The sequence below is a fragment of the Microbacterium sp. VKM Ac-2923 genome (assembly GCF_022815605.1).
Classification (GTDB): domain Bacteria; phylum Actinomycetota; class Actinomycetes; order Actinomycetales; family Microbacteriaceae; genus Microbacterium.
The window spans coordinates 39,084-64,261 of record NZ_JALGRP010000009.1; the positions used below are offsets into that span (position 1 = coordinate 39,084).

Annotated in this window: 25 protein-coding genes; 15 read left to right on the top strand and 10 right to left on the bottom strand. The window is 71.7% G+C overall.

Annotated elements, in window-relative coordinates:
• Position 1: 1 nt before the first annotated feature.
• Complete coding sequence (locus MT347_RS14100; RefSeq protein WP_243501884.1) at positions 2–1,039, bottom strand: PfkB family carbohydrate kinase; 1,038 nt, start codon at positions 1,037–1,039, stop codon at positions 2–4.
• 130 nt (positions 1,040–1,169) lie between these two features.
• Between MT347_RS14100 and MT347_RS14105 the strand changes: the two genes are divergently transcribed.
• The 4 genes from MT347_RS14105 to MT347_RS14120 all read left to right on the top strand — a co-directional run bounded on the left by MT347_RS14105 (position 1,170) and on the right by MT347_RS14120 (position 7,744).
• Positions 1,170–1,916, top strand: a complete 747-nt coding sequence (locus tag MT347_RS14105; RefSeq protein ID WP_243501885.1) for a DeoR/GlpR family DNA-binding transcription regulator — start codon at positions 1,170–1,172, stop codon at positions 1,914–1,916.
• The gene (locus MT347_RS14110) at positions 1,913–3,253 is read left to right on the top strand and encodes a 6-phospho-beta-glucosidase (protein ID WP_243501886.1); all 1,341 of its coding nucleotides are present in this window, start codon (positions 1,913–1,915) and stop codon (positions 3,251–3,253) included. The genes MT347_RS14105 and MT347_RS14110 overlap by 4 nt, the downstream gene beginning before the upstream one ends.
• Positions 3,254–3,398: 145 nt before the next feature.
• A complete protein-coding gene (locus tag MT347_RS14115; RefSeq protein WP_243501887.1) occupies positions 3,399–6,473 on the top strand; it encodes a glycoside hydrolase family 38 C-terminal domain-containing protein in 3,075 nt (1,024 codons plus the stop codon).
• Entirely contained in the window at positions 6,470–7,744 is a 1,275-nt protein-coding gene (locus MT347_RS14120; protein ID WP_243501888.1) for a nitrate/nitrite transporter, read from the top strand. Before MT347_RS14115 ends, MT347_RS14120 begins: the two co-directional genes overlap by 4 nt.
• A 104-nt stretch (positions 7,745–7,848) precedes the next feature.
• Here MT347_RS14120 and MT347_RS14125 read toward each other — a convergent pair whose 3' ends face one another.
• On the bottom strand, positions 7,849–8,220 hold the full coding sequence (locus MT347_RS14125; RefSeq protein WP_243501889.1) for a hypothetical protein: 372 nt from the start codon (positions 8,218–8,220) through the stop codon (positions 7,849–7,851).
• Between the two features lie 111 nt (positions 8,221–8,331).
• Between MT347_RS14125 and MT347_RS14130 the strand changes: the two genes are divergently transcribed.
• The 3 genes from MT347_RS14130 to MT347_RS14140 all read left to right on the top strand — a co-directional run bounded on the left by MT347_RS14130 (position 8,332) and on the right by MT347_RS14140 (position 10,214).
• Entirely contained in the window at positions 8,332–9,084 is a 753-nt protein-coding gene (locus tag MT347_RS14130) for a DUF429 domain-containing protein (RefSeq protein WP_243501890.1), read from the top strand.
• Positions 9,085–9,206: 122 nt separating this feature from the next.
• Complete coding sequence (locus tag MT347_RS14135) at positions 9,207–9,512, top strand: DUF2470 domain-containing protein (protein ID WP_243501891.1); 306 nt, start codon at positions 9,207–9,209, stop codon at positions 9,510–9,512.
• 48 nt (positions 9,513–9,560) lie between these two features.
• Complete coding sequence (locus MT347_RS14140) at positions 9,561–10,214, top strand: heme oxygenase (biliverdin-producing) (protein WP_243501892.1); 654 nt, start codon at positions 9,561–9,563, stop codon at positions 10,212–10,214.
• A 156-nt stretch (positions 10,215–10,370) separates the two neighbouring features.
• Here the strand turns inward: MT347_RS14140 and MT347_RS14145 are convergent, their stop codons facing one another.
• The 3 genes from MT347_RS14145 to MT347_RS14155 all read right to left on the bottom strand — a co-directional run bounded on the left by MT347_RS14145 (position 10,371) and on the right by MT347_RS14155 (position 13,242).
• Entirely contained in the window at positions 10,371–11,360 is a 990-nt protein-coding gene (locus tag MT347_RS14145) for a DUF916 domain-containing protein (protein ID WP_243501893.1), read from the bottom strand.
• Positions 11,361–11,428: 68 nt separating this feature from the next.
• The gene (locus MT347_RS14150) at positions 11,429–12,748 is read right to left on the bottom strand and encodes a hypothetical protein (RefSeq protein WP_243501894.1); all 1,320 of its coding nucleotides are present in this window, start codon (positions 12,746–12,748) and stop codon (positions 11,429–11,431) included.
• Complete coding sequence (locus MT347_RS14155; RefSeq protein ID WP_243501895.1) at positions 12,745–13,242, bottom strand: hypothetical protein; 498 nt, start codon at positions 13,240–13,242, stop codon at positions 12,745–12,747. Before MT347_RS14155 ends, MT347_RS14150 begins: the two co-directional genes overlap by 4 nt.
• Positions 13,243–13,393: 151 nt before the next feature.
• On the opposite strand from MT347_RS14155, the gene MT347_RS14160 reads away from it, so the two are divergent.
• Genes MT347_RS14160 through MT347_RS14180 form a run of 5 tightly spaced genes read left to right on the top strand, consistent with a single transcriptional unit; the run spans position 13,394 to position 18,948 of the window.
• Positions 13,394–14,488: a hemin ABC transporter substrate-binding protein gene (locus MT347_RS14160; protein WP_243501896.1), complete on the top strand. Its 1,095-nt coding sequence runs from the start codon at positions 13,394–13,396 to the stop codon at positions 14,486–14,488.
• Entirely contained in the window at positions 14,485–15,612 is a 1,128-nt protein-coding gene (locus MT347_RS14165) for a FecCD family ABC transporter permease (protein WP_374206542.1), read from the top strand. The genes MT347_RS14160 and MT347_RS14165 overlap by 4 nt, the downstream gene beginning before the upstream one ends.
• Positions 15,609–16,415, top strand: a complete 807-nt coding sequence (locus MT347_RS14170) for a heme ABC transporter ATP-binding protein (RefSeq protein ID WP_243501897.1) — start codon at positions 15,609–15,611, stop codon at positions 16,413–16,415. Before MT347_RS14165 ends, MT347_RS14170 begins: the two co-directional genes overlap by 4 nt.
• Positions 16,412–17,725 carry a hypothetical protein gene (locus tag MT347_RS14175; protein ID WP_243501898.1) on the top strand — a complete coding sequence of 438 codons (1,314 nt, stop codon included), beginning with the start codon at positions 16,412–16,414 and terminating at the stop codon, positions 17,723–17,725. Before MT347_RS14170 ends, MT347_RS14175 begins: the two co-directional genes overlap by 4 nt.
• Positions 17,722–18,948, top strand: coding sequence for a hypothetical protein (locus MT347_RS14180; protein ID WP_243501899.1), 1,227 nt, complete (start codon positions 17,722–17,724; stop codon positions 18,946–18,948). The genes MT347_RS14175 and MT347_RS14180 overlap by 4 nt, the downstream gene beginning before the upstream one ends.
• A gap of 209 nt (positions 18,949–19,157) precedes the next feature.
• On the opposite strand, the gene MT347_RS14185 is transcribed toward MT347_RS14180, so the two are convergent.
• Complete coding sequence (locus MT347_RS14185; RefSeq protein ID WP_243502012.1) at positions 19,158–19,559, bottom strand: arsenate reductase ArsC; 402 nt, start codon at positions 19,557–19,559, stop codon at positions 19,158–19,160.
• Between the two features lie 56 nt (positions 19,560–19,615).
• Complete coding sequence (locus MT347_RS14190; RefSeq protein ID WP_243501900.1) at positions 19,616–20,128, bottom strand: GNAT family N-acetyltransferase; 513 nt, start codon at positions 20,126–20,128, stop codon at positions 19,616–19,618.
• A 183-nt stretch (positions 20,129–20,311) separates the two neighbouring features.
• Here MT347_RS14190 and MT347_RS14195 point away from each other — a divergent pair, with 183 nt between their 5' ends.
• Positions 20,312–20,656: a helix-turn-helix transcriptional regulator gene (locus MT347_RS14195; protein WP_243501901.1), complete on the top strand. Its 345-nt coding sequence runs from the start codon at positions 20,312–20,314 to the stop codon at positions 20,654–20,656.
• A gap of 27 nt (positions 20,657–20,683) precedes the next feature.
• On the opposite strand, the gene MT347_RS14200 is transcribed toward MT347_RS14195, so the two are convergent.
• On the bottom strand, positions 20,684–21,286 hold the full coding sequence (locus tag MT347_RS14200) for a DUF305 domain-containing protein (protein WP_243501902.1): 603 nt from the start codon (positions 21,284–21,286) through the stop codon (positions 20,684–20,686).
• A gap of 279 nt (positions 21,287–21,565) precedes the next feature.
• Here MT347_RS14200 and MT347_RS18565 point away from each other — a divergent pair, with 279 nt between their 5' ends.
• Complete coding sequence (locus tag MT347_RS18565) at positions 21,566–22,081, top strand: metalloregulator ArsR/SmtB family transcription factor (protein ID WP_374206543.1); 516 nt, start codon at positions 21,566–21,568, stop codon at positions 22,079–22,081.
• Between the two features lie 18 nt (positions 22,082–22,099).
• Positions 22,100–23,077 (top strand): SRPBCC family protein, encoded by a 978-nt coding sequence (locus MT347_RS14210; RefSeq protein WP_243501903.1) that lies wholly within the window; start codon positions 22,100–22,102, stop codon positions 23,075–23,077.
• A 142-nt stretch (positions 23,078–23,219) separates the two neighbouring features.
• Here MT347_RS14210 and fdhA read toward each other — a convergent pair whose 3' ends face one another.
• Together fdhA and MT347_RS14220 are read right to left on the bottom strand one after the other, a co-directional pair.
• Positions 23,220–24,437 carry a formaldehyde dehydrogenase, glutathione-independent gene (fdhA, locus tag MT347_RS14215; RefSeq protein ID WP_243501904.1) on the bottom strand — a complete coding sequence of 406 codons (1,218 nt, stop codon included), beginning with the start codon at positions 24,435–24,437 and terminating at the stop codon, positions 23,220–23,222.
• 186 nt (positions 24,438–24,623) lie between these two features.
• Positions 24,624–25,067: a hypothetical protein gene (locus MT347_RS14220; RefSeq protein ID WP_243501905.1), complete on the bottom strand. Its 444-nt coding sequence runs from the start codon at positions 25,065–25,067 to the stop codon at positions 24,624–24,626.
• Positions 25,068–25,178 lie beyond the last annotated feature (111 nt).

Here is a 25,178-nt window from a genome sequence, read left to right on the forward strand (position 1 = left end):
GTCACTCCTTGATTCGGGTGGGGCGTGAGGAAGAGGCGGTGCGGGATTCCGCCGGAGCGGTGAAGGGCGTTGCGCCGTCGTGCAGCGCGGCGCGGAGGAAGGCGAAGCGCGCCGGGTCGGCGGCCGCCGGGTGGGCGTCGAGCCAGGGGAGCAGCTCGTCGAGGCGGGGAGCGGCGGCGGCGCCACCCGGGCGCGAGACGGTGATGGCCGCGACGAGGGTGGCGAACTCGACCCGCTCGCGCAGCGACCAGGCGGTGAGTTCGGCGGCCGCGAGGGCGCCTCCGAACACATCGCCGGCGCCCGTGGCATCCACGAAGTCGATCGTGACGGCGTCGATCTCGACCTCGTCGCCCGCGGCCGAGTCGACGGCGATGGCACCCTGGCCGCCGCGGGTGACGACGGCGAGGGGCACGCGTTCGGCGAGGGCGCGGGCGGCGGTGCGGGCGTCGGTGGCACGGGTGTAGGCGCACGCTTCGGCCTCGTTGGGCAGGAACGCGTGGCATCCCTCCAGGACGTCGAGGGCCGACGCGTCCCACCGCTCGTCGGCGTCCCAGCCGATGTCGGCGAAGACCCTCGTGCCCATCGCGGCCCGTTCGCGGACCCACGGGGAGACGGACTCGTCGAGGTGGAGGGCCGCGACCGGGGTGACGGGGGCCTCCCGCAGGAGGGCGGCGAGAGGAGCGGCGGGGCGGCCGCCGGTGACGAGGGCGCGGTCGCCGTCGTAGTTCATCGCCGCCGTGACCGGCAGGCTCCAGTCGGCGTGCGCGTGGATGCCGTCGACGATGCTTTCGTCGCGCAGCCGGTCGCGCACGAGTCGGGAGAAGGCGTCAGTGCCGGCGTCGGCGCAGAGAACGGTGGTCACTCCGAGGCGGGCGGCGGCGATGGCGTAGTTGGCGATGCCCCCGGGGCCCCAGCCGAAGGCGGGCGTCCAGTGTTCCTCGCCCAGACGGGGGGCGGTGGCGAGTTCGGCGAAGACCAGATCGAGGAAAAGCTGCCCGGCCGTCAGAAGGCGGGGCGTGGGACCGGATGCGACTGTCATCGGCCCCTCCTCTCTTCGGTGACGACCGGGGCGTTGCACCGTTTATAGCATTCGTCGCTCAGGAACGCGCAAATTTTTGCGTGTAAATATTTTGTTACTGAGCGATTTTGAGCGATAAGGTGATCGCACCATGAAAGACGTCAGAGACCGCGAGATCCTCCAGCACCTCCGTTCCGCCCGCGCGGCGACGGTGGCGGAGCTCGCCGAGGCCACCGGTTCGAGCATCGCCACGATCCGACGCGATCTGCAGCGCCTCGATGACGCCGGGCTCCTGCGCCGCACGCACGGCGGCGCCGTGATGGGCGAGGGCGACGCGCCCTTCGCGACGGTCGAGCCTGTCAATCGCGACGGTAAGGAGCGCATCGCCCGCGTCGCGGCCGCGACGATCCGGGACGGTCAGGCCGTCATCCTCGACGTCGGCACCACGACCCTGCAGCTGGCCCGACTGCTCCGCGGCCGCGCGGTCACCGTCATCACCAACAACATGGCGATCTACGACGTGCTGCGCGACGAGCGCGACACGCACCTGGTCGTGCTCCCGGGCGACTACGACCCGGTGTACCGCAGCGTCGCGGGCCACCTCACGACCGAGTCGCTGCGCCTGATCCGCGCCGATCACGCCTTCCTGGGCGTCAGTGGCATGTCACCCGAGGGCGACCTGCGCGACACCACGCTGGCGCAGGTGCCGATCAAGCAGGCGATGCTCGCGGCGTGCGACGCGGCGACCGTGCTCGCCGATCACAGCAAGTTCCCCGGCAGCGGCGCCGGGCGTATCGCCCTGCCCCTCGCCCTGCGGCGGCTCATCACCGATGCGCCGCTCGAGGGCCCGATCGTCGAGTCCCTGGGCCGACGGAATGTCGAGATTGTGACCGCATGAAGCTTGCCATGATCGGTGGCGGAGGATTCCGCACCCCCTTGGTGTACCGCGCCCTGCTGCTGGACCGCGACGCCGGACGCGTCGACGAGGTCGCCCTCGTCGACACCGACGCCGCACGACTGCGGACCATGGCCCGCATCCTGGAGGACCAGGCGCGCGACTTCCCCGACGCCCCGCGCGTGAGCGTGCACACGGATGCCGAAGAGGGCCTGCGCGGAGCCGATTTCGTGTTCTCGGCCATCCGCGTCGGCGGCATGGAGGGGCGGGCGGCCGATGAACGCATCGGTCTGTCGCATGGGGTCATCGGGCAGGAGACCGTCGGCTTCGGCGGCATCTCCTATGCCCTCCGGACGCTGCCCGTCGCAATGCAGCTCGCCGAGCTCATCCGGCGCGTCGCCCCCGACGCGTGGGTCATCAACTTCACCAACCCCGCCGGCGTGGTCACCGAGGCCATGGGTCGAGTGTTGGGCAACCGTGTCATCGGCATCTGCGACTCCCCGATCGGCCTCGCCCGCCGCGCGCTCGGGGCCCTCGGCATCCGGGACGCAGCCGATGTCGAGATCGAGTACGCCGGCCTCAACCACCTCGGGTGGCTCACGGCGCTCCGCCGAGATGGCGTCGACCTGCTGCCGGATCTGCTCGCCTCGCCCGAGCGCATCGAGTCGTTCGAAGAGGGAGCGCTGTTCGGCGCCGACTGGATCCAGACGCTCGGGGCCCTCCCCAACGAGTACCTGCACTACTACTCCTACCGACGAGACGTGCTGCAGGCCGACCAGTACGCCGCGACCACCCGCGGGCGGTACCTGCTCGACCAGCAGGCCGGCTTCTGGGACACGGCGGCGACCGCGCCGCGCCCGCACGCGGCCTGGGAGGCCTGCCGGCACGAACGCGAGGTCACCTATATGGCGACCAACCGCGACTCCGCCGGCATGGGCGACCGCGACGAGGAAGACCTCGTCTCGGGCGGCTACGAGAACGTCGCGATCGCCCTCATGCGCGCGATCGCGTACGACCAGTCCGCGCGGCTCATCCTCAACGTCCCCGGCGGGGGCGTGCTGGCGGGCCTCGACGCCGAGGCCGTGGTCGAGGTGCCCTGCATCGTCGGGGCCGACGGCCCGCGCCCGCTCGAGAGCGCGGCCGTGCCCGCGTTCGGGCAGGGTCTGATCACCACCGTCAAGTACGTCGAGCGCCAGACGATCGAGGCCGCTCTCACCGGCTCGCGCGCCGCGGCGCTGCGGGCCCTTGCGCACCACCCGCTGATCGACTCGGTCCGCGTCGCGCGGGCGCTGCTCGACGACGCGAGCTCCAGCTTCGCCGACCTGTCGTACCTCCGCTGAGCCCGGGGGCGCGACCTCGACCCGAACGTCGGCCGCGCCCCCGCACCACCCCGCCGCACCCGGCATCCCGCCACACCGCCCCCGGCATCCCTCCCGCCGCACCCCACCCCGCCTCCTGCGCTGACACCCCGAAACCGGAGACACCGTGCACCAGAACCTCACGCTCGTCGAAGAGCGCATCCACCGCGTGCTCACCGAGCGCATCGTCCCCGCCGTGTACTCCGCGCGGGTGCCCGTCGCGCTGAAGGCCTGGATGGTCCCCGACGAGCCGGTCCCGGCCGCCGAGGCGCTCGCCGCCGACTATGCGCCCTTCGCCGTCGGCGACAGCTGGGGCCAGGCATGGTCGACCTGGTGGTTCGAGGTCACCGGCGAGATCCCGACCGACTGGGCCGGCCGCACCGTCGAGCTGCTGCTCGACCCCGGCTTCCAGGGCGACTGGCCCGGCAACCAGGCCGAGGCCCTCGTGCACACGCCCGACGGTGTGCAGGTCAAGGGCATCCACCCCCGCAACCACTACGTGCGCCTGGCCGACGAGGCCGCGGGTGGCGAGCCCGTGCACTTCTTCGTCGAGGCCGCGGCCAACCCCGACATCCTCAAGAACGACTTCGTCCCCACGCCCTTCGGCTCCAAGAAGACCGCGCCCGAGACGCCGATCTACACCTTCCGCACCGCGGAGCTCGCGGTGTTCGAGCCCGAGGTGTGGGGGCTGCAGTTCGACGTCGAGGTGCTGTACCAGCTGCTGAAGGAGCTGCCCGAGACCGAGCCCCGCCGCCACGAGGTCATGCGGGCGCTCGAGCGCGCGCTGAACGTGCTGCGCCTCGACGACATCGTCGGCACCGCCGCGGCGGCCCGCGCCGAGCTGGTCGACGTGCTGTCGCGCCCGGCATCCGCCTCCGCCCACCGCCTCTCGGGCATCGGGCACGCGCACATCGACACCGCCTGGCTCTGGCCCATCCGCGAGACCAAGCGGAAGACCGCGCGCACCTTCTCGAACGTGCTCGCGCTCGCCGAGCAGTACCCCGACTTCCGCTTCGCGGCGTCGTCGGCGCAGCAGTACGCGTGGGTCAAGGAGCGCTACCCGCACGTGTGGGAGGGCATCAAGGCCGCGATCGCGGCGGGGCAGTGGATCGTCGTCGGCTCGCAGTGGGTCGAGCCCGACGGCAATCTCCCGGGCGGCGAGGCGATGGTGCGCCAGGTGACCCAGGGCATGCGGTTCTTCCGCGATGAGCTCGACGTCGAGACGCACGGCATCTGGCTGCCCGACTCGTTCGGCTACACCGCGGCCTTCCCGCAGATCGCGAAGCTCGCGGGCCTGGACTGGTTCCTCACGCAGAAGATCTCGTGGAGCCAGACCAACAAGTTCCCCCACCACACCTTCTGGTGGGAGGGCATCGACGGCTCGCGCATCTTCACGCATTTCCCGCCGATCGACACCTACAACTCCACGCTCGAAGGTGAAGAACTGCACCACGCCGTGCGCCAGTTCCGCGACAAGGGCAAGGCGACGACCTCGCTCGTGCCCTTCGGCTACGGCGACGGCGGCGGCGGACCCATCCGCGAGATGATGGAGCGCCAGCGCCGGGTCGAGTCGCTCGAGGGCTCGCCGCGCGTCGAGATCGAGCACCCCGACGACTTCTTCGCCGCAGCCCAAGCCGAGTACCCCGACGCCCCGGTCTGGGTCGGCGAGCTATACCTCGAGCTTCACCGCGGCACCTTCACCTCGCACGCCCGCGAGAAGCGCGGCAACCGCGAGGCCGAGCACCGCCTGCGCGAGGCCGAGCTGTGGTGGACCGCCGCCGCCCTGAAGGGCGCTGCGTACCCGTACGAGACGCTCGATCGCCTCTGGCAGGGCGTGCTGCTGCAGCAGTTCCACGACATCCTGCCCGGATCCTCGATCCAGTGGGTGCACGAGCAGAACGAAGAAGACTACGCCGCCGCCCTCGCCGAGCTCGACCGCTCGATCGCCGAGGCCCTGGATGCCGCGGGACTCTCGGCCGCGGTCGTGAACTCGGCCGACCACGCCCGCCGGTCGCTGGCCCTGGATGCCTCGGGCACCCCGCTCGCGCTGGTGGAGACGCCCGCGCTGGGCGTGGCATCCCTCACTCCCGTCGCTCCCGCGCACCCGGTGCGGGCGGAGCAGTCCGGCGCCGACATCGTGCTCGACAACGGCCTCGTGCGGGTCACCGTCGATGCCCGGGGTCTCGTGACCTCGATCGTCGATCTCGCCGCGAGTCGTGAGCTCGTGCCCGCCGGCCGCGTCGCGAACCTGCTGCAGCTGCACCAGGACCTTCCCAACGCCTGGGATGCCTGGGACATCGACGCCCACTACCGCTACACGTTCGACGACCTCGACACCGCCGACACCGTCGAGCTCGCGGTCGACGACGAGCTGCGCGCCCGCGTGATCGTCACGCGCACCTTCGGCGCCTCACGGCTGACGCAGACCATCGCCGTGAACGCCGACGACGAGCGCGTGCACTTCGCCGTCGACCTCGACTGGAACGAGCGCGAGAAGCTGCTCAAGGCGTCGCTGCCGTTCGTCGTGCACGCCCACCACCACAGCGCGGAGATCCAGTACGGCCACGTGCGCCGCGCGACCCACACGAACACGTCGTGGGAAGACGCGAAGTTCGAGGTCATGGCGCACCGCTGGGTGCACGTCGAGGAGCCGGGCTACGGCGTCGGCGTCACCAACGACGCCACCTACGGCCACGACATCACCCGCACGGTCGGGGCCTCGGGTGAGGTCGAGACCGAGGTGCGCCTGAGCCTGGTGCGCGCGGCGAACTCGCCCGACCCGGTACAGGATGCCGGTCACCACACGTTCGCGTACGCCGTGCACCCGGGCGCCGACATCGCCGCGGTCGTCGCCTCGGGCTACGAGCAGAACCTGCCGCTGCGCCGCCCCGCGACCGAGGGGACGGTCGAGCCGTGGAGCGTGCTGCGCTCGGCGGACGAGGGTGTGCGCATCGAGGCCGTGAAGCTCGCCGACGACCGCTCGGGCGACGTGATCGTGCGCGTGTACGAGGCGCTCGGGCGCCGCGCGGCGACCACCCTCACGCCCGGGTTCGCCGTGGCATCCGTCTCCGAGGTCGACCTGCTCGAGCGTCCGCTCGGCGACGAGATGGCGCGCTCGCGCCACCTCGCGCACGACGACGCCGGCATCGCGCTCGAGCTGCGGCCGTTCCAGGTCGTGACGCTGCGGCTCGCGCGCGGATGACGGAAACCATCCCGCAGAGCTCCCCCGCGGCGCGCGAGGGGAGCCTGCGGATCGGTGTGCTCGTCGTCTGGCTGGTCGGGGTCGTCGCCTACGTCGTCTCGATCGTCAACCGCACCTCGCTCGCCGCCCTCGGGCTCGAGGCGGCCGACCGGTTCGCGATCACCGCGGCGACGTTGTCGCTGCTGGCCGTCGTGCAGCTCGCCGTCTACGGCCTGCTGCAGCTGCCGGTCGGGCTGCTGCTGGACCGCTTCGGCGCGCGAGCCGTGCTCACCGTCGGCATGGTCGTGATGGCGGGTGCGCAGGTGCTGCTCGCCATCGCCCCGGGCGTGGAGATCGCCATCGTCGCGCGTCTGCTCATGGGCGCCGGCGAAGCGGCGATCTTCCCGGGGCTGCTGCGCGTCATCGGCATCCGCTTCCCCCGGCGCCTCGCGCCGGCCGCGGTGCAGATGACCGGGTTGACGGGCCAGTTCGGCCAGATCATCAGCGTGGTGCCCTTCGCGGCGCTCGTCGGGCTGTCGGGCTGGACCTCCGCCTTCCTCTCCCTGGCCGGAGTCACCGCGCTGGCGGCGGTACTGGTGGTGGTCGTCGTCCGCGAGCGTCGACCGGCCGTCACCGAGCACGCCCCCGTGCTGCGCGCCGTTCGCGAGGCGTGGCGCGCGCCGGGAACGCGGCTGGCGTTCTGGGTGCACTTCGTCACGTCGTTCTCGGGCAATGCCTTCGCCATCCTGTGGGGCTTCCCATTCCTCGTCGCCGGGCAGGGGCTGGATGCCGGCACCGCGGGGGCGCTGTTCTCGGTCTACGTGGTGGGGGGCATCGTCTTCGGGCCGCTGGTCGGGGCGGTGTCGGGTCGCTTTCCTCGCGCCCGCACCGCGCTCGTGCTGTCTCTCGTGGCGGTGCAGGCGGCGTCGTGGGCGTCGGTGCTCGCCTTCCCCGACCGCGCGCCGCTCGCCCTGCTCGTCCTGCTCGCCGTCGCCATGTGCGTCGGGGGTCCGGCCTCGATGGTCGCGTTCGACATCGTGCGCGATCACACCGTCCCGGCGCGGCTCAGCACCGCGACGGGCGTGGTCAACGGCGCCGGCTTCCTCTCCAGCATCCTGGTGATCCTGTCGATCGGCGCGGTGCTCACGCTGCAGACGGGGGGTGCGGAGTACTCCCCGGGGGCGTTCCGCCTCGCCGAACTGGTACAGGTGCCGTTCTGGCTGGTCGGTCTCGTGCTCGTGGTGCGCGCGCATCGCGCCGTGCGGGCGTCGATGCCCGCCGAGGAGCGCTGAGAGGCGCGGGCCAGCCGCCGCTGACGGGGGGCCGCCGCCCGGCGGGCGCGACCCCTCGGCAGTATCCCGATCGACGCGGTGCGCCGCCCCGCCGGATCTGCGTGTCAGTTCAGCAGTTCGAGCCCGCTGAAGAAGCCGATCGAGATCGACAGGAGCGCGGCCGCCACCCCGGCGATGAATCCCGCGGCGGCGAGTTCGCGAGCCATCCGCGCGTTCAGGCTCAGGATGCCGAAGACCAGCGACACCCCCGCGAGCACCCACATGCTGATCTGGATCGCCGCCAGGTTGTCGAGGTCGGAGATGGTGCTGGCGGTGACGACGAACAGGTACCACGCGATCACGACGATGCCCGAGAGCAGCGCGATGACCGATGCCACACGCAGGTCGCCCTTCGGCGTCGGCGGCGGGGGCGGTTCGTCGCGCGGGGGGACGTCGACCGCCGGTTCGAGCGAATCGGGGAGATCGTCGTCTGCCATGCCCCGATCCTCCCAGGTCGCGCGCGAGAGCGGGGGTGCATTGTCGGAGGGATGCCGATGTGCACCCCCGCTCCGCCCGCACCCGGCTCTCGTCGGCATAGGCTCCTCCCGATGAGAACCGTCGGAGTCGACCTCGCCGCCGGAGCCCCCGGCACCGCCCTCGCCGAGATCGTCTGGGCCGACGGTTCGGCGGTGCTGACGAGGCTGGAGGTGGGCATCGAGGATGCCGACATCGTGGCATCCGTCGCCCGCGGTGACGCGTGGCTGGGCATCGATTGTCCGCTCGGGTGGCCCGACGCGTTCGTCGATTTCGTGCGGGCGCACCACGCGGACGTCGAGCCGTCGCTCGGCCCGGTCGAGGGGCACGCCGAGTGGCGCCGCCCGCTCGTCTACCGTCACACCGACCACGTGGTGCGCGAGCGTATCGGCCGCTGGCCGTTGAGCGTCTCGACGGATCGCCTGGGCGTCACCGCGCTGCGGGGCGCGGGCCTGCTGCGACGGCTCGCCGAGGTTGGCGTGGGCGTCGACCGCGCCGCCGAGGGGAAGCTCTTCGAGGTCTACCCCGGAGGGGCCCTGAGGCGGTGGGGTCTCGACACGACGGGGTACCGCGTGGATGCCACGCGCCGCGCGACCCTGCTCGACTCCCTGCGGGAGCGCGCGCCCTGGTTCGACGTCGGCGCGTTCGGGCCCCGCGCCCTCGCGAAGGCCGATGCGTTCGATGCGGTGATCGCCGCCCTGGCCACGCGCGCCGGAGCGCTCGGGATGTTCGAGCGCCCGGCATCCGAGGTTCTCCCGATCGCTCGCCGCGAGGGCTGGGTCGTGCTGCCCGAGGGGCCGCTCGAGGCGCTGGTCGCGCCGCACTGACGGCTCGACGCCGAGGGAGAACGGTTCGCGACGGAGGGGGCGACCGCCGTCCGGAGCTGCCCGGCCCGCCGGCGACCGGCGGTGCGCGGCGCGGTCGAGTAAGGGCACCCTAAGATGAGCGGGTGACCAACGCTTTCGACGACGCCACGCGCGCCGCGGTCCTCGCCCACATGAACGACGACCACCCCGCCGACAGCCTGCTCATCGTGCGCGCCTTCGGTCGCGACGACGCCGTCTCCGCGGCCATGACGGGTTTCGACTCCGAGGGCGGGGACTGGGTCGCGACGGACGCGGGCGGGCGGGATGTCGTCGTCCGGGTCCCCCGGCCCGCCGGCGCGATCTCGGAACGCCGGGAGGTGCGTCGCGAGATCGTCGCACTGTACGACGAGGCCTGCGCGCGCCGGGGTGAGACGCCCCGCCCGCACTGACGGGATCTTCAAGTTAGGTCACCCTAACTTTCTTTGTATGATGGCGTCATGACCGCCGTGATCCCTTTCTCCGCCGCCCTCCGGGACCGCTCGAAGAACGCCCACTCGGGAAGCGAGGGCGCGGGATTCATGACGGACCTCATGAACGGTTCGGGCACACGCGACGACTACATCGCCCTCGTCGTCCAGCACTGGTTCATCTACCGGGCGCTGGAGGCGGCGACCGAGCGCATGCGGGTGGACCCCGTCGCAAGCGTGTTCATCAGCGACAAACTCACGCGCCTGCCCGCGCTCGAAGCCGACCTCGACTTCCTGATCGGGGGCGAGTGGCGTCGAAGCGTCGAGGCGCTCCCCACCACCCGGGCGTACGTGGCGCGCATCGAGCGCGTCGCGGCCACCTGGCCCGGCGGTTTCGTCGCGCACCACTACACGCGCTACCTCGGCGATCTGTCGGGCGGGATCCACATCGGCCGGCTCATGCAGCGACGGTTCGGATTCGAGACCAACGGCATCGGGTTCTACCTCTTCGGCGACATCGCCGATCCCGCCGCCTTCAAAGACGTCTACCGCTCGCAGCTCGACGCCGCACCGTGGGACGACGCCGAGAAGGAGCGCGTCATCGACGAGGTGCTGGTGGCCTACCGCTTCAACACGGAGCTGTTCGTCGACCTCGCGCGCGCGAAAGCCGCTCAGGTGGCCTGAGCGTCACCGGGGCGGGGGTGCCGCTCCCTTTCGCGGGGCGCTGCTCCCTTTCGCGGGGCGCTGCTCCGCCTCGCGGGGGTCGCGCGTCTGCCGTTCAGGCGGCCTGAGCATCACTGAGGGGGCTGCTCCGCCTCGCGGGGGTCGCGCGCCTGCCGTTCAGGTGGCCTGAGCGTCACCGGGACGCCTGCTCGCCCCGCGCCGGCGGATCACGAGCACGAGCACGACGGTGACCGCCGCGATGAGGACGACGAGGGCGTACAGGCTCCACGGCACGGCGGGGACCGCGAAGTCGACGACGACCTCATCGACGGAGCCCGCTCCCAGCCCAACGCCCTCCGGCGCGACCCGCACCGAGCCGCTGATCCAGCCGATCGAGAACGCGGGGATGTCACGTGCGATCTCGACGGTCGAGCCGGGAACGACCTCGCTCAGCTGGGCCGGCGGCGTCGAGGTGCCCAGGAGGCCGAGGGTTCCCGTGGTCGATACGGTCTCGGCTCCCGTGACCCTGGTGTTGCCCGTGTTCTCGAGCGCGTAGCGGACGGTCAAGGTTCCGGCTGCGAACGGGTTCCACGTCGGGTGGTACTCCGCGCGCACCTCGCTCACGGCCGCCGCGGGGGCGAGTTCGCCGGCCACGCGCAGGTTGATACGGGTCCCCAAGCGGCGGTCGACGGAGAGCGAGCTCGACGCGTCCGTGGTGGTGAGCGAAGTCACGATGCCCGCGGTGTGGTCGCCCGGGCGGGCGTCGGCGGGGACGCTGACGGTGAACGGGACGTCGGCGCTCTGGCCGGGGGCGAGTTGCAGCCCACCGGTGTCGACGCGGACCCACGTCCCGGCGCCCTGCGACGGGGTGCCGTCGACGAGGACGTCGATCTCGCCGCTGGACGCGGTGAAGGCGTCCGCGGCGTAGACGGCGAGGGGGAGCGGTTCGGTTCCCGTGTTGACCACGATCATCGTGTCGGCGAGCACGGTCCCGGGCTCGACGTCGTAGCTGAAGTTCGCGCGCCCGGCGCCGTTGCCGTTGTCGGCGGTCTGCACCGTCCACGCGACCCCGCCGTCTTCGGCGTGGGCGGAGGGAGGGGCGGCGCTCAGCAGAGCGATGAGGGCGGTGGTCAGGGCGAGGGCGGGGACTCGGCGGGTGAGGGGCACGGCTGGTCTTTCGATTCGGGATGACGGATGGGGCCCCGGCGCGCGCCGGGACCCCATCGAGGTGCGTCTTACTGCAGGGCGGTGATGGTCAGCTTGCTGGCGTAGTCCCCCGCGGTGGTGGTGCCGGGGATGACGAGGGAGAGATCGGCTCCCACCGTCGCGCTGACGGCGGAGGTCGACGAGGCGAGCACGCGGGAGGAGGCGAGACCCGCGCCACCGAGTCGCGTCGACGTCACCTCGGTGCCGCCGGTGACGGCACCCGCCACGACCTTGGGCTTCCACCCCAGGTAACCGGCTGAGAACGAACCGCCGCCGGTCGAGGCGAAGTCGCCGGCCTGCCCGGAGATGCTCCACGTGAAGGGCGAGCTGCCGCCGGTGCGCGTGTCGGTCACGACGATGTTGGTCAGCGAACCGGTGGCGACGAAGTTCTCGCCCTCCTGCACGGCGGTGCCGAGGTTGGCGGGGGAGGTGCCCTCGAAGGCCCACCCGAACGAACCGGAGACCTCGTCCACCCAGGTGGGCACCTCGACGATGACGTCGGATGCCGTCGAGAACGCCAGCGGAGTGGAGGTCTCGAAGGGCGCGTACACCGTGCCGCTTCCGGCGTAGGTGTAGATGCCGAAGTTCCCCGCGGCGAGCTTCTGCGCCTCGGTGGTCGTCAGGGCGAGGTCGACCGAGAAGGTGCCGTCGGCACGGAGTTCGACGGCACCGGCGTTCGCGCCGCCCACGGTCGCCATGCTCGCGGCCGGGAGCGCCCACTTCTGAGTGATGACGGACCGTGCCGAGCTCGCGGCCCCGGCGGACGGCTTCCAGACGTCGGCGAACTTGCCGAACACGACGTAGACGCCGCTGAACTGCCCCGCCAGGGGCGGGCGGACGCCGTTGGTGGCCGTGCCGGCCGGCAGGAACCCGCTGCCCGAGACGGTGACGGTCTGACCCTGCGTGAGGCCGGTCGTCTGCGAGACGGTCACCGTCGGCGCGGTCGTGACGGCGGCCGCGGTGTAGGCGACGGACAGCGCGCTGGCGGGCTTGCGGGCGTCCGCCGCGCCGCCGGAGGAGTACCAGTAGGAGCCCTGTCCGGTCTTGGCCTGGAAGTCCACGAAGGACTGCGGGAACGCCCCGGCGTTGGCGCCGGAGGTGACCTGCGCCACCCCGTCGGCGGGCGTGGTGATGGTGCGCCCGAGGTAGTCGGGGGTGACCGTGAACCCGGTCGGGGTGACGTCCACTCCGGTGAGGGTGGCGACGACGACGTCCTCGACGGGGGTGAGGGTCTCGAACTTGTCCGGGTCGTCCATCGAAGTCCCGTAGCCGCCGAGGGTGGCCGTCACCGTTCCGGTCCCGTCCGCGGCGACCGTGAGCGTGGGGTCGGTGATCCAGGAGCGGGTCATCCCGGAGTAGAAGGCCGAGGTGAAGGTCCCGGTCCACTGGATGCGGCGGTGTTCGCCGAGACATCGACGGTGCCGGTCCCGCCCGAGATCTCGACGATGTGACCGGAGTTCAGGCCGTTGCCGGTCGTGATCGTCGTGCCGGCGGCGTCGGTGCGCAGTCCCGCGAAGGTCGCGGCGGCGTAGCTGCCGTCGGACTGGCGCTTCAAGATCTTGGTGTCGCCCTCGCTCTGCTTCCAGTTGGCCGAGGTGACGCGGTCCGCGGACGAGGTCGCGGTGACCACTCCCGCCGACAGCAGGTTGACCGTGCCCGGGGCGAAGGCGGCCGCGTTCGCCTCGGCGTTGATGCCCCAGCGGAAGACGGCGTCGTCGATGGATGTCTCTGCGGCGTGCGCGGGCGCGGCGACGAGCGCACCCCCGAGGGTGAGTGCGGCGGCGGTGAGGCTTGCCGCCGCGACCACCCCGAAGCGCGTGCGCGGCGTGGATGAGGAGTCCACGTTCATTCCCTTCTCCGCCTCCGTGATTCTCGACGGCAGGCGTCGACCGCACCCGATGGCGGGTGCAGGAAGGCAGGTTAGGCTTACCTAAGCACGATTCGGAAACTCCGGCAACGTTAAGGGTAGGCTTGCCTAACTTGGAGGTTCCCTCATGACTCGTCGCGTCCCCCGTCCCCTCGCTGCGGCCGCCCTCGTCGCCGTCCTCGCGTGGGGGCTGACCGCCTGCAGCGGCGCCCTGTCGCCCGTCGGAGACGGGGCTGCGACCCCTCCGCTGGCGGAGGTCAGCCCGGTGGATGACCCGCTCGCCTGGGAGGGTCCGTCCACGGCCGTCGCCGCCTCCGCGGCGATCGACCCGATCATCGACGGAGCGCAGGCGCTGCCGGTGACGCTCACCGATTCGCAGGGCACCGAGGTCACCGTCACCGACGCGACCCGCATCCTCACGCTGGACATCTACGGGTCCCTCTCGCGGATCGTGTTCGAGCTCGGTCTCGGCGACGCCGTCGTCGCGCGCGACACCTCGAGCGGTTTCCCCGAGGCCGCCGCGCTCCCCGTGGTCACCGAGAACGGCCACGACCTCAACGCCGAGGCGATCCTCGAGGCGGCACCCACCGTCATCCTGACCGACACCAGCCTCGGCCCCTGGGACACCGTGTTGCAGATGAGGGATGCCGGCATCCCCGTCGTCGTGGTGGACTCCCACCGTTCGCTGGAGTCGGTGGGATCGCTGATCGAGCAGGTCGGAACGGCCCTCGGCGTCCCCGAGCGGGCGGCGGCGCTGGCCGCGCGGAGCACGGATGCCGTGGCCGCGAAGCTCACGCAGATCGCCGCCGTCGCGCCCGTCGACCCCGCGCAGAAGCTGCGGATGATGTTCCTCTACGTGCGCGGTCAGTCCGGCGTCTACTACCTGTTCGGTGAGGAGTCCGGGGCGGACAGCCTCATCGAGGCACTCGGCGGCATCGACGTCGCCGGCGAGATCGGGTGGAAGGGGATGCGTCCCGTCACCGACGAGGCGCTCGTCGACGCCAACCCGGATCTGCTGATCATGATGACCAAGGGCCTCGAATCCGTCGGGGGAGTGGACGGCCTGGTCGAGCACCTCCCCGCCATCGCGCAGACCGACGCCGGGCGCCACCGCCGCATCGTCGACATGTCCGACACCACGGTGCTGAGCTTCGGCCCCGCGTCCGCCGAGGTGCTCGACGCGCTCGCCGTGGCCGTGTACGCCCCCGAGGCCTCCGGGTGAGCGCCATCGCCACCCGGGTCGAATCGGAACGGCTCATCGTCCCCCCTCGACGTCGCAGCTCCCGCGGCCCCCTGGTGTTCGTCGGGCTCGGTCTCTCCCTCGTGGCGCTGATGGTCGTGTCGGCCGGCAGCGGACAACTCCCGATTCCGCCCGCGGAGGTGCTCGGCGCCGTCTCCCGTGCGTGGAACGCCGGCGTCTCCTCCCTCGGTCTGGGCGCGCTCGCCGCCCCGGAGGGCGCCACCATGGGCCACGTGAACGCCGAGGCCACGCTGTGGCTCATCCGCGCCCCCCGCTTGCTGATGGCAGTCCTCGTCGGGGCCGCCCTCGCCGCCGCCGGCGTGGTCATGCAGGGCGTGTTCCGCAACCCGCTCGCCGAGCCCGGTGTCATCGGCATCTCGTCCGGCGCGGCCGTCGGGGCATCGGCATCCATCGTCTTCGGCCTCACGTTCCTCGGACCGCTCACGCTCCCCGCCCTCGCCTTCGTCGGCGGGCTCCTGGCCATCGCCGTCGTCTACGCCGCCGCGCGGGCCGACGGTCGCACCGAGGTGGTCACCCTCGTGCTCACCGGCATCGCCGTCAACGCCGTCGGGGGCGCGGCGATCGCGCTCTTCACCTACCTCGGGTCCACGCAGCAGCGCGAGCAGATCGTGTTCTGGCAGCTGGGGTCGCTCAACGGCACCCGCTGGGACGACCTCGCCATCGTCGCCCCGCTCACCGCGGTGGGCGTCGCCGCCTGCGTGCTCATGGCTGCCGACCTCGACCTGCTGGCGCTGGGGGAGCGTCAAGCGGAGCATCTCGGGGTGCGGGTGGAGAGGCTTCGGGTCGCCGCCATCGTCGTCATCGCGCTGCTCACCTGTGCGGCGGTGGCCTTCTGCGGGATCATCGGCTTCGTCGGGCTGGTGGTGCCCCACCTCATGCGCATGGTGCTCGGCCCCGGCCATCGTCTGCTCCTCCCCGCCAGCGCGCTCGGCGGTGCGGTCCTCCTCCTGGCGGCCGACCTCGTGGCCCGGACGGCGGTCCCCGGCAGCGAGCTGCCGATCGGCATGCTCACCGCCCTCATCGGCGGTCCCTTCTTCTTCTGGCTGCTCCGACGCACGCGCCGACGCTCGGGAGGGTGGGGATGACCCCGGTCCTTCGCGCCCGCGGCCTGAACGTCGACATCGGCGGCCGCCGTGTCCTGGATGCCGTCGACCTCGATCTCCGCGCCGGCGAACTGCTCGTGCTGGTCGGGCCGAACGGGGCCGGCAAGTCGACGCTGCTGTCCGTCCTCACCGGTGATCGCCTCCCCACCTCGGGGAGCGTCGAGATGGACGGCTCGCCCCTGTCCTCGTGGCCGGTGGCCGATCGCGCGCGGCGGCGGTCCGTGCTGACGCAGAGCAACGAGGTCTCGTTCCCGTTCCGGGTGGAGGACGTCGTGCGCATGGGGCGGGCGCCCTGGCGGCGTCGGCCCGAAGCCGAGCGCGATGGCGAGATCGTGTCCGAGGCGATGACCGCGGGCGAGGTCGCCCCCTTCCACGAGCGGCCGGTGACGGCCCTGTCGGGCGGCGAGAGGGCGCGCGTCGCCTTCGCCCGCGCCCGCGCGCAGCAGGGGCGGATCGAGCTCCTCGACGAGCCCACCGCGAGCCTCGACATCCGCCATCAGCATCGCGTCCTCGCGCGCACCCGCGACCGGGTGCGTCAGGGTGGGGCGGCCGTCGTGGTGCTCCACGACCTCAACCTCGCCGCCGCCTACGCCGACCGCATCGCGCTGCTCGAGCGCGGGCGCCTCGCCGCGGTCGGCCCTCCTGCCGCGGTGCTCGACCCCGCCGTGCTGACGCGGGTGTACCGGCATCCGATCGACCTTCTGACCGGCGCCGACGGCAGCCTGTGGGTGGTCGCGGGGACCGACGCGACCGACGACCTCGAAGACGGAGACCTCACCGCATGAACCGACTCAGCCGCTCTGCTCTCGCCGCCGCCGTGACGGCGGGTCTCGCCGTCTCGGCGCTCATGGGCGCGGCGGCCCCCGCGTGGGCCGCGGGCAGCGTCTCGGTGTCGGGGATCGACGGCGGCGCCGTGGTGTCGTCGGATCACGTCACCGACGTCACCGTGGCGGGAACGGGGTTCCAGTCCATCCCGAACGGCTTCGGCGGGATCTACGTGCTATTCGGCTGGGTCGACGACGCGGCCGGCGGCTCCTGGCGGCCGAGCGCGGGCGGCGTCGTCGGCGAGGACTACCGCTACGTCCCCGATGCGGAGTCGGCGGACAACAACGGATACCAGCGCTTCCTCGCCTTCCCGGGCAGCCAGACCGAGAGCTCGGCCAACGGAGTCGTCGCCGCGGACGGGTCGTGGTCGGTGTCGATGGTGGTCCCGGGTGCCACCTTCGAGAGTCAGGATCGCGACGGCAACGTGACCACCGTCGACTGCCGGCGGGTGACCTGCGGGGTCATCACCATCGGCGCGCACGGCGTGAAGAACGCGAACAACGAGTCGTTCACGCCCCTGTCGTTCCGATCCGCCGCCGCGCCCGCCGCGCCCGCGGAGCAGGCCGCCGCCCCGGCCGCGGCTACCGGGGGAGCTCGCGTCGGGGTCGAAGCCGCCGCGGTCCGCGCGGGATCCTCGATCGTCTTCACCGGCCAGGGCTTCACCCCCGGGGAACAGGTCGTCGCTGCGCTCGACGGCGGGCTGACCGCGGTCGGCCCCCTGACCGCGGGGGCCCAGGGCGAGGTCGCCGCCGCTCTGCCCGTGCCGCGCGACATCCGCGACGGCACCCACCTCCTCACCCTCCGCGGCGCCGGGTCGGGCGGGGTCGCCGAGTCCGAGGTGACCGTGACGGGTGGGGTGGTGACCGACCCCGCCGCGAGCATCGCCCTCGTCGCTCCGGTCTGGGCGATCGTGCTGATGCTCGGCTGCATCGCTTTGTCGCTCGTGCTCGTGGTCGCCAGCATCGTCACCGCGATCGCCCGCGCCCGTGCGCGTCGACGGGCCCGCCGCGCGGGCGGGGAGCGGAGTGCGGGGGACGGGTCGGCGTCCGCCGTCGGCGGGGGCGGGCCGGCCTCCGGCGCTGACGGGGGTGTGCCGGCCCCCGGCACCGTCGGCCTGGGCGGGCCGGCCTCCGGCGCTGACGCGGGTGTGTCGACCCTCGGCGCTGACGCGAGCCGGCCTTCCTCCGGCGCCGTCGGCGAGCCTGTGCCGGGAGCCACCGCGGACGAGCCCGCGCCGGACCGGACCGCCCCCGTGGGGATCGCGCGATGAGCGCCCGCCGCCTTCGAGGCGCCGTCGCGCTGGTCGCCCTCGCGCTCGCGGCGGGTGTCGCCGCACCGGCTGCCGCCGCGTCGGGACCCGGGGACATCGTCGTCACGGTGCCCGGACCGACGACCGCGCCGACCCCCGACGGATCGATCACCGACGCGGAGCTGCGGTGGGGGCTGAATGCCGAATCGGGTGCCGGTGCCTTCGCGGGCGGATGCAACTTCCTCAGCGCGGGCCTGGCCGGCGACGCCGGCGGCGCACGCGTGTGGCGCGAGAGCGACGCGCTGTACCGCTCGCGCGACGGTTCCGTGCGGGTCGAGAAGCCCACCTCCACCGGCGAGTGGGTGGAGTCGACCTGGGCGACGAAGTGCTTGGACCCGCGCGGGGTGGCGGTGTCGGCGTCGTCGACGGCCAGCACCAGCGGCAATCAGGTGGTGATGCAGGGGGGAACCGGCTCGCTCGCGAACGGTGGGGTCAGCATTCGCTGGTCGGGGTCGTTCACCGTCGCCTTTTACGGCGGGATGACGTACTGGAGCGTCACAGATCCCGTGCTGACCCTCGACGCGTCCGGGAGCGGTCGACTGACCGGGTTGGCGAGCGGCTTCGGCACCTCGATGGATGACATGACGAAGTGGCAGGCGCTGCCCCCGCGTACCGTCACCCTGGCCGACATCCGCGGCGCCGACGTCGCGGCCGGCGCGGGCTTCTCGGTGACTCCGCAGTACCTGGGGGTCTCGACGGTCGGGGGCGGACAGGTCGCCCGGTCCGCCGCGAACGAGGCGCACTGGGGGTCGTTCCCGCAGTCGTTCGTCGACTTCCACGGCCTCACGGGACAGCAGGGGTACTGGTTGACCACCGGGGGTATCCGCGACGCCGCGAAGCCCGCCAGTCCCTTGACCGTGAGCTACGACGCCGCGGCGCCCGTGGCCCCACCCACGGGCGGCGGGACCGCTGCCACCGCGATGGGCGCGACGCCCGTCAACCCCGTGCGCCGTGCCCCGGCCGTGATCCCCGCCGACAGTCCCGCGCTTCAGCTGGTGGCGGCGAACACGCCCCTGACGTTGCAGCCCGCGCCGCTGGATCTGATCCCCCGTGCACCCGCGGCGTCCTCGCCGGTGCTTCTGCCGCTGCTCATCGCGGCCACCGCGCTCAGCGCCGCCATCGTCGCGGTCCTGAGCATGATGGGGGCACTGCCGTGGTCGCGCCCGCGCGGCGTGGGGGCGTGAGGGCCGGGCATCAGCTCACACCGATCAGCGCACCCGCTATAGCGAGCTTGTATATCGCCGCACCCGCGGCGAGCGTGCTGATGCCGAGGGCGGAGGCGACCGAAGCCATGGTCAGGGCCGGCTTCGCCGGCCCATTTACGCAAAGGATAAGGCCGTAGCCTTTGCTAAGCGCTCTCCGGTTCTGCCCTTCCGGCCGGTCGGAGGGCCCGTCACTCGACCGACAGGCTCGCGATCAGCCCCTCGACGCGACCCTTGATCTCGTCGCGGATGCGGCGCACGGCGTCGAGACCTTGACCGGCGGGGTCGTCGAGCTCCCAGTCCTCGTACCGCTTGCCCGGGAAGATCGGACACGCGTCGCCGCACCCCATCGTGATGACCACGTCGGACGTCTTCACCGCGTCGACCGTGAGCACCTTCGGCTGGTTCGCTGAGATGTCGATGCCCTCTTCGGCCATCGCGTCGATCGCGGTGGGGTTGATGGCGTCCTTCGGTGCGGAGCCGGCGGAGAGCACGTCGATGCGGTCGCCGGCGAGTTGCTGCAGGTAGCCGGCGGCCATCTGCGACCGTCCGGCGTTGTGGACGCAGACGAAGAGAACGGTGGGGCGGGTCATGATCTCGCTATCTTCCTCGGTCGAGGTGAACGGTTGGTGGCGGGCGGGGCGAAAGGTCATGTGCGCCCGTTCATCGAGCTGCGCCGTTCGATCAGCACGGTGTCGCGCCACTGCCCGGCCCACGGGCCCACGAGCGAGCGCGCGATCCGTTCGCGTCGGCCCACCTCGCGGAAGCCGAGGGCTTCGTGCAGGCGAAGGGATGCCGTGTTCTCGGGGAACACGCTGGACTGGATCGTCCAGACCCCGCTCATCTCCGACATGGCGATGAAGGCCCGCAAGAGGGCGGTGCCGACCCCGTGTCCCTGTGCGCGGGACGAGACGTAGAGCGAGTGCTCGACGACGCCGCGGTAGGCGGGGCGTGTCGAGACGGGTGAGGCCGCCACCCACCCGACGACGGCGTGCGCGTCGTCGACGGCGACCAGTCGGCCGAACCGGGTCTTCGAGCGGTCGAACGCGTCCCAGGTCGGCGTCTCCGTCTCGAAGGTCGCGTTGCCGCCGTCGATGCCCTCGCGGTAGATGTCCTCCACCGCGGCCCAGTCCGCTCGTTCGAGCGCGCGCACGAGCGTCATCCGACGCGCCCGGCGGGCCCCGCGCCGATGACGACCACGGGGAGGGTCGCGAGGCGATCCGATGTGCGTGCTCGGGGAGTGAGGGTGAGCGTCGACACGGAGCCTCCTTCTGCATCGATGATCGTCGATGCCTCATGGTGCCCGCATCTATCGATGGATGTCAATATCGACTACCTTCGATGCATGACGACGCTCCCGGTCCTCGACGCTCCCGCGTGCTGTGCGACGCCCCCGGCGTCCGTGCTCACCGCGAAAGCCGCCGAGAGTCTTGCCGCGACACTCAAGGCGCTGAGCGACCCGACCCGGTTGCGCCTGCTGTCGATCGTCGCGGGTTCCGAGGGGCAGGAGGCCTGCGTCTGCGACCTCACCGACCCGGTCGGGCTCTCGCAGCCCACGGTGTCGCACCACCTCAAGGTGCTTACCGAGGCGGGGTTCCTCACGCGCTCGAAGCGCGGAACATGGGCCTACTACCGCCTCGTCCCCGGTGCTCTGGATGCCGTGGCCGGGGCGCTGCGCTCGGGTCTCTGAGTCGACCGGCGCCCGCCCTGCCGCTGCTCACAGCGCCGCGAGCAGATCCTTCATGGTGCTGATCTCGGCCGTCTGACCGTCGACGATCGAGACAGCCAGGTCGACGACCTGGCTGTCGTCTCCGTCGTCGATCTCGTCCTGCGCCATGTCGACGGCGCCCTCGTGGTGCTCGATCATCTGCTCGAGGTACAGGCGGGCGGCGTCGCCGCCGTCGGCATCCGCGAGCGCCTGCATGTCGGACTCCGACATCATCCCGCCGTGATCCATGCCGCTCATGCCCTCGCTCATCGACACGCCCCAGTCCGAGAGCCACCCTTTCATCGTCTCGATCTCGGGGCCCTGGGCGGTCTTGATCTGCTCGGCGAGGGCGGTGACCTCATCGTCGACACCCGTCTTGGCGAGCAGGGTGTCCGACATCTCGATGGCCTGCTCGTGGTGCGGAATCATCATCGTGAGGAAGAGGATGTCGGTCTCCGACGCCTCGGTGGCCGTCGTGGTCGCGGTCGTCATCGGCGCGGAGCCGTGGTCCATGCCGGGCATGGAACCGGATCTGCTCGTGCCGGCGCATCCCGCGAGGGCGAGCACGGCGGCCAGGGGAAGAGCGGCCGCGGTCGCGAATCGGATCTTCATGTGGTTGCTCCTTCGTCGTTCACCCGTGTGCGGGTGGAGGGGGATCGCGGAGGGTCTCGGTACCGAGCGCGCGTGGCGAGGGCCGCACCGACGAGCGGGTCGCGCCCGGGTCCTCCTCACCTGCTGACTCGGCGAGCGTATACCCCATGGGGGTATCAAGGGGCCGTCTTGCGGCGGAAGATCTGCGCGGTGTGCGGGTTCGGCAGGGATCGTCGAGGCGCCGCCGCGGCCCGCGAGCCCTCTTGCCACGCCACCCGATCCCCGCTAACGTGCAACCAAATGGTTGAACAACAGAGCGACGCCGACATCGACCGGGTGTTCCACGCCCTCGCCGATGCCACGCGGCGCGACATCGTGCGGCGCACGCTGGTCTCCGAGCAGTCGGTGACGCAGCTCGCGGCGGCCTACGCGATGTCGTTCGCGGCGGTGTCGAAACACATCGCCGTGCTCGTCGAGGCGCGGCTCGTCACCAAACGCGCGGAGGGGAGGGTGCGACTCGTGCAAGCCGACCCGACCGCGATCGCCCGCGCGCAGAAGCTGCTCCGCTCGTACGAAGACCTCTGGCGCGGGCGCGTCGACCGACTCGATGCGCTGCTGTCCGAAGAACCGGATGCCACGGCATCCCCCGCCCGTTCCGTCCCTGCCCCGTCGGCGGCGGCACCGGAGACCCCGGCATCCACCACGGCCCCTCCCACGAAGTCACCGGATGCCGCGGCATCCACCCCGCCGACCGAACCGATCCCGCACCGACCCATCCCGCACCGACCCACCGCGCACCGACCCACCGAGAACTGACCGACGAAGGAGCCCGTCATGCCCGTCACATCCGTCGAAAGCGACGCCGAAGCCCTCACCATGACCCTGGTCGCCGACTTCCCCGTCGGTCCGGAGCGCCTGTGGGCCGTGTTCACCGACCCACGTCAGCTCGAGCGCTTCTGGGGTCCTCCCGGCTGGCCGTCCACCTTCGACGTGTTCGACTTCACCGTCGGCGGGCACGCGAAGTACCACATGACCTCGCCGCAGGGGGAGCGCGCGGGCGGGGCGTGGGAGTTCACCGCGATCGACGAGCCCCGCGGGTTCGAGGTCATCGACTCCTTCGCCGACGAAGCCGGAGAACCCATCGAGGGGATGCCGTCGATGCGCATGGTCTTCGCTTTCGAGGCCACGCCCGAGGGCTCCCGCATGGTCAACGTCAGCCACTTCGCCTCGGCCGACGCTCTCGAGCAGGTCGTCGCGATGGGCGCCGTCGAGGGCTCCACGCTCGCGATGAACCAGCTCGACACCGTGTTGCGGGGCCTCCGCGAGTTCGCGCAGGGCAAGGGGACGCAGCTCGAGGTCCTGAGCGACCAGCACGTGCGCATCACCCGCCTCATCGACGGCCCGCGTGAGCTGGTGTGGCGCGCCCACGTCGAGCCCGAGCTGATGCGCCAGTGGATGCTCGGCCCCGACGGGTGGCGCATGACCGTCAGCGAGGTCGACGTCTCGGTGGGTGGCCGCTACCGCATCGCCTGGGAGCCCGAGGCGGGCACCGAGGGCGAGGGCTTCGGCTTCGACGGCGAGACCCTGCTCATCGACGAGCCGCGCCGCATCGTGCAGACCGAGCACATGACCGGCACTGACTACCCCTCGACGACGAACGACCTGTCGCTGTACGAGGAGGACGGGGCGACCCTGGTGACGCTGCTCATCGAGTATCCGGATGCCGCGACCCGCGACATGGTCCTGGCCACCGGCATGGTCGACGGCATGGAGAAGAGCTTCGAGCGTCTGGAGCGCGTCGTCCTGGCCTGAGCGGGGGATGCCGCGGCCTCGGGGCCGCGGCATCCCGCTCTCGAACGGGCCCATGCCGAAGCTCGCAGTTGCGCGCGATGCTCGCAGACCCGGCGGGGAGATCTGCGAGCATCGCGCCGTTCTGCGAGCTCCGGCGTGAGCGTCAGCTCGTGATGTACCCGTTCGGGTTCAGCACGTACTTGCGCGGTGCGCCCTTGTCGAAGTCGGCGTAGCCCTGCGGGGCGTCGTCGAGGCTGATGGGGGTGGCGTCGACCGCCTTCGCGATCTGCACCTTGTCGTGCAGGATCGCCATCATCAGCTGCCGGTTGTATTTCATCACCGGGCACTGACCGGTCGTGAACGACAGCGACTTCGCCCAGCCGAGACCGAGTCGCAGCGACAGCGACCCGACCTTCGCGGCTTCGTCGACGCCGCCGGGGTCCCCCGTGACGTACAGACCCGGGATGCCGACCCCGCCGCCCGCCGCGGTCACCGTGAACAGCGAGTTGAGGACGGTCGCCGGGGCTTCGTGGCCCGCATCGGCCCCGTGACCGCGTGCCTCGAAACCGACCGCGTCGACCGCGGCATCCACTTCGGGGACGCCGAGGATCTGCTCGATCTGCTCTCCCGGGTCGCCCTTCGACACGTCGACGCTCTCGAACCCGAGCGAGCGCACCTGCGCCAGGCGCTCCGGATTGAGGTCGCCGACGAGCACCGCGGCCGCACCCAGCAGCTGCGCGCCGACGGCTGCGGCGATGCCCACGGGTCCTGCCCCGGCGATGTACACCGTCGATCCGGGACGGACGCCCGCGGTGTACGCGCCGTGGAAGCCCGTGGGGAAGATGTCGGACAGCATCGTGAGGTCGAGGATCTTCTCGAGCGCCTGCTCGCGGTCGGGGAAGACCAGCAGGTTCCAGTCCGCGTAGGGCACGAGCACGTACTCGGCCTGACCACCGACCCAGCCGCCCATGTCGACGTACCCGTAGGCGCTGCCGGGGCGGTCGGGGTTCACGTTCAGGCAGATGCCGGTCTTGCCCTCCTTGCAGTTGCGACAGCGGCCGCACGCGATGTTGAAGGGGACCGAGACGATGTCGCCGACCTTGACGAACTCGACGTCGGGTCCGACCTCGACGACCTCGCCGGTGATCTCGTGACCCAGCACGAGACCCGCGGGGGCGGTGGTGCGTCCGCGCACCATGTGCTGGTCGGAGCCGCAGATGTTCGTGGAGACGGTGCGCAGGATCGCGCCGTGGGGGACCTTTCGGCCCACGTTCGCCGGGTTCACACCCGGCCCGTCCTTCAGCTCGAACTCGGGATAGTCGATGTCGATGACCTCGACGACTCCGGGCTCCTTGTACGCGACTGCTCTGTTTCCTGACATCTTCGTCCTCTCCAGCCGGTCGCCCGACCGATCGTGTCGTGCAGGCGGGATCCGAGGATCCCCGGCCGCGCGGCATCCGGTGGGGTGTGCCGGCGCGGCGTATGCCTTCACACAACGCCGAGGCCGGGCGTCGGACAAGACGGGTGCGGCTTCCGGCGGCGAGGCGTAGGGTTCAGGCCCGGAGTGTCAGGCTCCGGGGGCCGCCCGCCGCACGAGTTCGCGGATCGTCTTCTCGACCTCGGGCGTGACCTCGACCACCGCGTACGACACCGGCCACATCGGGCCGTCATCGAGCTGCGCCGTGTCATCGAAGCTCACCGTGCCGTAGCGGGTCTTGAACTTGGATGCCGGCTGGTAGAACACGACGACCTTGCCGTCTTTCGCGTAGGCCGGGAAGCCGTAGAACGTCTTCGGCGTCAGATGCGGAGCCTCGGCGAGCACGATGACGTGCAGCCGCTCCGCGACCGCGCGGTCGACGCCGTCGAGCTTGTCGATGGCCTCGACGCAGGCCTCGTTCTCCTTCTGGAGCTTCGCCGCGCCCTTCAGACCCTTCATGGCCTTGAGTTCTTCGGCGCGCTGTTTCATCGCCGCGCGCTCCTCATCGGTGAATCCCGCTCCACCTGCCGCCATGGCATCCGTCCTCTCGTCTCTCCGCAGGGTAGCGCCGGTCGCGGCGGGAGGGGAGGGCACCGTCAGCGATGCGTGGGTGTTCGTCGCGGCGAGGCGCCGTCGGCTGGGGTC